At 69.3% G+C, this 7,363-nt stretch carries 5 protein-coding genes and 1 pseudogene; 4 read left to right on the top strand and 2 right to left on the bottom strand.

From position 1 onward, the window contains the following. Positions 1–975: LacI family DNA-binding transcriptional regulator (locus E2651_RS39230; protein WP_135336054.1), on the bottom strand; the 975-nt coding region annotated here is incomplete at its 3' end. 264 nt (positions 976–1,239) lie between these two features. Between E2651_RS39230 and E2651_RS39225 the strand changes: the two genes are divergently transcribed. From E2651_RS39225 to E2651_RS39210, 4 genes are all read left to right on the top strand, one after another. Further along, the gene (locus E2651_RS39225) at positions 1,240–2,583 is read left to right on the top strand and encodes an extracellular solute-binding protein (RefSeq protein ID WP_135336053.1); all 1,344 of its coding nucleotides are present in this window, start codon (positions 1,240–1,242) and stop codon (positions 2,581–2,583) included. 5 nt (positions 2,584–2,588) lie between these two features. After that, entirely contained in the window at positions 2,589–3,617 is a 1,029-nt protein-coding gene (locus E2651_RS39220) for a sugar ABC transporter permease (RefSeq protein ID WP_135336052.1), read from the top strand. 27 nt (positions 3,618–3,644) lie between these two features. After that, positions 3,645–4,544 carry a carbohydrate ABC transporter permease gene (locus E2651_RS39215; RefSeq protein ID WP_135336055.1) on the top strand — a complete coding sequence of 300 codons (900 nt, stop codon included), beginning with the start codon at positions 3,645–3,647 and terminating at the stop codon, positions 4,542–4,544. A gap of 126 nt (positions 4,545–4,670) precedes the next feature. Further along, the gene (locus E2651_RS39210; RefSeq protein WP_135336051.1) at positions 4,671–6,122 is read left to right on the top strand and encodes a GH1 family beta-glucosidase; all 1,452 of its coding nucleotides are present in this window, start codon (positions 4,671–4,673) and stop codon (positions 6,120–6,122) included. A gap of 70 nt (positions 6,123–6,192) precedes the next feature. On the opposite strand, the pseudogene E2651_RS39205 reads toward E2651_RS39210, so the two are convergent. Next, positions 6,193–7,083, bottom strand: a pseudogene (locus E2651_RS39205) (chitinase); the annotation flags it as partial. Between the last annotated feature and the right edge of the window lie 280 nt (positions 7,084–7,363).

Here is a 7,363-nt window from a genome sequence, read left to right as displayed (position 1 = left end):
GTCGGATATCTCCGCGAGGAGTACGTCCGTCATCGTGCGGCCCATCTCCACGATCGGCTGGCGCACGCTCGTCAGGGGTGGGTCCATGTGGCGGGCGATCGCCGAATCGTCGAAGCCGACCAGGGCCACGTCCTCCGGTATGCGGCGGCCCGCGGTGCGCAGGATCTGGCGGGCGCCCGCCGCCATCACGTCGGAGCCCGCGAAGACCGCGTCCAGGTCCGGCCTGCGGTCGAGCAGCTCGGCCATGGCGCGGCGGCCGCCCTCCTCGGTGAAGTCGGCGGGGGCGATCAGGTCCTCGTCGGGCGGCGTGCCCGCCTCCGTCAGGGCGTCGCGGTAGCCGTCGAGGCGGCGCTGGGCGCCGTACACGTCGAGGCGGCCGGTGATCGTCGCGATGGTGCGGCGGCCGCGGGACAGGAGATGCTTCACCGCCTCGCGGGCGCCCGCGAAGTTGTCGGAGTCGACCGAGGCGAGCGTCTCGTCGGCGGACCTGCGGCCGCTGATCACGGCCGGGATCTCCAGCTGTTCCAGGAGATCGGGCAGCGGGTCGTCGGCGTGGACCGAGACCAGGAGTACGCCGTCCACGCGGTGCGCGGCCAAGTACTGGGCCAGGCGTCTGCGCTCCCGGTCGCCGCCGGCGAAGGTCAGCAGGAGCTGCAGCTCCGTGTCGGCGAGAGCCGCGCCCACGCCGTGGATGATGTCGGAGAAGTACGGCTCGGCGAAGAAGCGCGACTCCGGCTCGGGGACGACCACCGCGATCGAGTCCGTGCGGTTGGCGGCCAGCGCGCGGGCCGCCGTGTTCGGTACGTAGCCGAGCTCGGCCACCGCCTCCTCGACGGCGACGCGGGTGCGCTCGCTGACCCGCGGCGAGCCGTTGATCACTCGGGACACGGTGCCGCGGCCGACCCCGGCACGCGCGGCCACCTCTTCGAGTGTCGGACGTCCCCCGCTGCGGCTCTTGGGCTGACGACTCCCCATCAATGCCTCCCCACCTCGCGCAATCTAACAGCCGGCCATGGTTGCAGGTCGCACACATATACGACTTCCGCCACGGACGGCCCAACTCCCGCCGTCCGGTGCCTTGACACCCCCGAGCCGAGCCGCGACTCTTCAAGACATCACACATGGGAGCGCTCCCACCGTACCTGGCTCTTACACGACCCGCACGTACCCCGCCCCGATCCACACTCCACGCACCGCGATTGACCAAGGGCGGCCGGCACGTCGGAGCAGGAGGACGTAATGCGCTTTTCACCACGCACGTCCCGCAAGGCGGTGGTCTTCGCGGCCGTCGCCGCACTGGGCGCCGGTCTGCTGGCCGGCTGCGCCGAGGACAAGGAGGAGCCCGGCGGCTCCTCGGGCGGAGGCGGCGGAGGCGGCGGAGGCGGCGGAGGCAAGACCACGCTGACCGTCGGAGTGTTCGGGGCTTTTGGTCTGGAAGAGGCCGGGCTTTACAGGGAGTACGAGAAACTCCACCCGGATATCAAGATCAAACAGAACTCCGTGCAGCGCAACGAGAACTACTGGCCCGCGCTGCTCACCCACCTCAGCAGCGGCAGCGGCCTCTCGGACATCCAGGCCGTCGAAGTCGGGAACATCGCCGAACTGACCGGGACCCACTCCGACAAGCTGATGGACCTCGGCAAGGTCGCCGGAGTGCACGAGAACGACTTCCTCGACTGGAAGTGGCGGCAGGGCACCACCGACGACGGCAAGACGATCGGCCTCGGCACCGACGTCGGACCGACCGGCATCTGCTACCGCAAGGACCTCTTCGAGAAGGCTGGCCTCCCCAGTGACCGCGAGGAGGTGGCCAAGCTGTGGGCGGGTGACTGGAACAAGTACCTCGACGTCGGCAAGCGGTACCAGAAGAAGGCACCCAAGGGCACCTCCTTCGTGGACGGCGCGACCGGCGTGATGGCCGCCGTGCACGCCTCCGGCAAGGAGAAGTTCTACGACAAGGGCGGGGAGCTGATCTACAAGGACAGCGCCACGGTGAAGGAGGGCTGGGACATCGCGGCCCAGTTCGCCGAGGCCGGCCTGACCAGCAAACTCCAGCAGTTCCAGCCCAGTTGGGACCAGGCGATCTCCAACGGGGCCTTCGCCACGATCACTTGCCCGCCCTGGATGCTCGGCTACATCAAGGACAAGGCGGGCGACAAGGGCGAGGACAAGTGGGACGTCGCCGCCTCGCCCAGGCCCGGCAACTGGGGCGGCTCCTTCCTCGCCGTACCCGAAGCGGGCAAGAACAAGGAGGAGGCGGCCAAGCTCGCGGCCTGGCTCACCGAGCCCAAGCAGCTCGCCACGCTCTTCGACGAGCGGGCCAGCTTCCCCAGCGCCGACGCCGCGTACGCCCTGCCCGAGGTGAAGGACGCCAAGAACCCCTACTTCGGCAACGCGCCCGTGGGCCAGATCTTCTCCAAGGCCGCCGAGGGCGTGCCGGTCCAGCCCATCGGCCCCAAGGACGGAATCATCTCCCAGTACCTGGCCGACACCGGGATGCTCGGCATCGACCAGAAGGGAACCGCCCCCGACAAGGCCTGGGACAAAGCCGTGAAGACGATCGACAACGCACTGGACCAGTGACCGGGATGACCAGTGACGCACATGCCGCCGCGCCCTCAGAGCGGGAGGAGGGCGCGGCACCCCGCGCACGGGCCGCCACCCTCACCGACCCGGCCGAGGAGCGCCGCAGGGAACGGCGCAGGGAACGACACAGCCGCCGCTACCGCTGGGACGTCAAATGGAGTCCCTACGCACTGATCGCGCCGTTCTTCCTCTTCTTCATCGCCTTCGGGCTCTTCCCGCTGCTCTATACGGGGTGGGCCTCGCTGCACCGCGTGGAGCTGGGGACGCCCACCGACATGGAATGGGTGGGGCTGCGCAACTTCTCGCGCCTCATCGACGACGAGTTCTTCTGGAACGCGCTGCGCAACACCTTCACCATCGGCCTCATCTCGACCGTGCCGCAGCTGCTGATGGCCCTCGGCCTCGCCCACCTCCTCAACTACCGCCTGCGCGGCTCGATGTTCTTCCGCGTCGCGATCCTCACCCCGTACGCCACATCGGTGGCCGCCGCGACGCTGGTCTTCGTGCTGATGTTCAGCCGCACCGACCACGGCATGATCAACTGGGCGCTCGGGCTCGTCGGGGTCGACGCGGTCGACTGGCAGAACGGCGACTGGACGGCGCAGTTGGCGGTCTCCTCCATCGTCATCTGGCGCTGGACCGGCTACAACGCGCTGATCTATCTCGCCGCGATGCAGGCCATCCCGAACGATCTGTACGAGTCGGCCGCGCTGGACGGCGCGAGCCGCTGGCAGCAGTTCCTGCACGTCACGATCCCTTCGCTGCGGCCGACGATCCTGTTCACCTGTGTCGTCTCGACGATCGGGGCGACCCAACTCTTCGGCGAGCCGCTGCTCTTCAGCCAGGGCGCGAGCCCCACCGGCGGCTCCGACCACCAGTTCCAGACCCTGGGCCTCTATCTCTACGAGCAGGGCTGGTTCAACCAGCACCTGGGCCGTTCATCGGCCATCGCCTGGACGATGTTCCTGATTCTCGTGCTGATCGGTCTCGTCAACTGGGCCATCAGCCGCCGGATCCGCAAGAGCGCGTGAGGGGATGACGTGACGACCACTCTGTCCATGCGGTCCCGCAAGCCGGGTACGCCGCCGGAGCCGGGCGCGAAGAGCGCGAGGAACGCGAAGAAGCGGGGCGCCGGCCGCCATCTGCACGGCGGGAAACTGACGTACGCCGTGCTGATCCTCTTCACCATCGGCTCGCTCTTCCCCCTGGTGTGGACGGCGATCGCCGCATCGCGCAACAACACCCGGCTCGCCGAGACTCCCCCTCCCTTCTGGTTCGGCGGCAACCTCTTCAAGAATCTGGAGATCGCCTGGACCGACGCCCATATGGGCACGGCCCTGCTCAACACCCTGGTGGTGGCCGGCACCATCACCATCGGCACAGTGCTCTTCGCCACCCTCGCGGGCTTCGCCTTCGCCAAGCTCCGCTTCAAGTTCCGCAACACACTGCTGCTCCTGGTGATCGGCACGATGATGGTGCCGCCCCAGCTCAGCGTCGTCCCCCTCTTCATGGTCGTGGCGGATCTCGGCTGGACCGATCAGCTGCAGTCCGTCATCCTGCCCACCCTGGTCAGCGCCTTCGGCGTGTTCTTCATGCGGCAGTACCTCAAGGAGGCGCTGCCCACCGAGCTCGTCGAGGCCGCACGGGTGGACGGGGCGAGCAGCCTGCGGGTGATCTGGCACGTGGTCTTCCCGGCCGCGCGCCCGGCGATGGCGGTGCTGGGCATGCTGACGTTCGTCATGGCCTGGAACGACTTCTTCTGGCCGATCATCGCCCTGACCCAGGAGGGCCGGCCCACCGTGCAGGTCGCCCTGGCCGGCCTGGGCCGCGGGCAGATCCCGGACCAGTCCGTGATCATGGCGGGCGCACTCCTTGGCACGCTGCCGCTGCTGATCGCCTTCGTGCTGTTCGGCAAGCAGATCGTGGGCGGGATCATGCAGGGCGCCGTCAAGGGGTAGCTGGCCCTTGTCGGCCGCGGGTGCGTCGTGGCTGGTCGCGCAGTTCCCCGCGCCCCTTCGGGGCGCTACACCTTCCCCCCTTCAACTCCCCTTTCCCCTTCCCGTACAACCCTTGGGAGCGCTCCTATGGCACGTGAGAACCTGCGCTTTCCGCCCGGCTTTCTGTGGGGCGCCGCGACCGCCGCGTACCAGATCGAGGGGGCCGCGCGGGAGGACGGCCGCACCCCCTCCATCTGGGACACCTTCAGCCATACGCCGGGCAAGGTGCTCGGCGGGGACACCGGGGACGTCGCCGTCGACCACTACCACCGGTGGCGCGACGACGTACGGCTCATGGCAGACCTGGGCCTGACCTCGTACCGCTTCTCGGTCTCCTGGCCGCGGGTGCAGCCCACCGGGCGCGGGCCCGCCGTCCAGCGCGGGCTCGACTTCTATCGCGGACTCGTCGACGAACTGCTCGCCCACGGCATCCAGCCGATGGCCACCCTCTACCACTGGGACCTCCCGCAGGAGCTGGAGGACGCCTTCCCCAGCGGATCCCTGGCGGGCGGCGGCTGGCCGGAGCGCGACACCGCGTACCGCTTCGCCGAGTACGCCGGGATCGTGGGCGAGGCGCTCGGTGACCGCGTGGAGATGTGGTCGACGCTCAACGAGCCCTGGTGCAGCGCCTTTCTCGGCTATGGCTCGGGGGTGCACGCCCCGGGCCGCACCGACCCCGTGGCCGCCCTGCGCGCGGCTCACCATCTCAACCTCGCGCACGGCCTCGGCGCCCAGGCGCTGCGCGAGCACCTGCCGGCCCGCGCCCGCATCGGCGTCAGCCTCAACCCGAGCGCGGTGCGCCCGCTCACCGCGTCGGCCGCCGATCTGGACGCACGGCGCCGGATCGACGCGCTCGCCAACCGCGTCTTCACCGGGCCCATGCTCCGCGGAACGTACGACGACGATCTGATCGCCGACACCGCGCACCTCACCGACTGGTCCTTCGTCCAGGACGACGATCTGCGCATCACCCGGCACCCCCTCGACTATCTCGGCATCAACTACTACTCACCCGCCGTCGTCTCGGCCGCCACCGAAGACGCCGCCGGGCCACGCAAGGACGGCCACGGGGCCAGCGAGCACTCCCCCTGGCCGGGCGCCGACGAGCACGTCTGCTTCCACCGGGCGCCCGGTGAACTCACCGCGATGGACTGGCCGGTGGATCCGACCGGCCTCACGGACCTTCTACTTGAGTACACCGCTCAAGCTCCCGGGGTTCCGCTCTACGTGACGGAAAACGGCGCCGCGTACGACGACAAGCCCGGCGAGGACGGCCAGGTCCACGACCCCGACCGCGTCCGCTATCTGCACTCCCACATCGCGGCCGTGCACCACGCGATCCTCGCGGGCGCGGACGTACGCGGCTACTTCCTCTGGTCGCTGCTCGACAACTTCGAATGGGCGTACGGCTACAGCAAGCGGTTCGGCGCGGTCCATGTCGACTACGAGACGCAGGCCCGCACCCCGAAGTCCAGCGCCCACTGGTACGCGAAGCTCGCCGCGAGCGGCGAGCTGCCACGGGAGTACGTCGCCGACTGACCGCACCCAAAAGGGCGCCTCGACCGGGTGGGGGGATGCCGGTCGAGGCGCCGTGGGGGGGGTGGTTGCGTTACTTGTTGTACGCGCCGAACGCCTTCGTGAACGCGAGCGGCTCCTGCTCGATCGACGAACAGGTCGGCTGCGCACCGTTGTCGGCGCCGCCCTCGCACGCCTTGTCGCGGGTCGACGACCACATGGCGAGCCGGCCGATGCCCTTCTCCTCGGCGAACTTCACCAGCTGCGTGGCGTCCTCCACCTTGAAGATCTCGGTGGTGACGTCGTTGACGCCGATCATCGGGGTGACCGCGACCGCCTTCCAGGCCTCCTCGTCGGACAGGCCGAGGGCGCCCTTGATCTGCTTCTGTGTGGCGGTGGCGGCGTCGATGGCGTACTGGCCCATGTCGCCGCTGTAGGAGGGCCCGTAGTCCATCGCCATGATGTTGACGGCGGAGACCTTCACGCCGTTCTTCTTGGCGTCGGCGACGAGGTCGACGCCCGGCTGGGTGAGCCCCTCGGGCATCACCGGCAGCGTGAACGAGACGTCCAGGCCCTCGTGTTCCTTCTGCAGCTGCGCGATCGCCTGCGCACGGCGGGTGTTGGCGGCGGTCTCCGGGAGGGCCGCGCCCTCGATGTCGAAGTCCACCTTCGTCAGCTTGTACTTGTCGATGACCTTGCCGTACGCCTTGGCCAGCGCGTCGGCGCTGTCGCACTTGAGGCCGAGCTCGGATCCCGCGGCTCCGCCGAAGGAGACGCGTACGTCACCGCCCTTGTCCCGCAGGGCTCCGATCTGCGAGGCGACCTTGTCGTCGTCGAGGCCGGTGACGCCGCCCCACAGGGGCTCGCAGCTGCCGCCGGAGGTGATGAAGGCGAGGTTGAACTCCTTCACGCCGGTCTTGTCGGCGGTGTCGACGAGGTCGTATGCAGGGGCGAGTGAAGTGTCCACGAACGGGGCGAACTTGGCGGTGCCCTCGGCCTTGGCGGTGGGCTCGGCAGGGGTCTTGCTGGCCAGCGCCGTCCCGGAGAAGGCGAAGGCGCCGCCGCCGACGAGGGCGGCTGCCGCGAGCCCGCCTATGACCTTGGCCTTGGTGCTTACCGTGCGCCGGTGCGTGGTGCTCATCGCTTGCCTGCCTTAGGGGTGCGGGGGGTGGGTGCGAGCAGCACGTTAGCCCCGCGGGGGCGCGACAATGCGGGCATAGCGGGCGGAGGCTTGGATCTTAGGGTGGGCTTAAGGGGGCGATCGG

The organism is Streptomyces sp. MZ04, from assembly GCF_004684775.1.
Lineage (GTDB): Bacteria > Actinomycetota > Actinomycetes > Streptomycetales > Streptomycetaceae > Streptomyces.
Note: the sequence above shows the minus strand (reverse complement) of the source record. Positions and strands in the feature narration are given on the sequence as shown.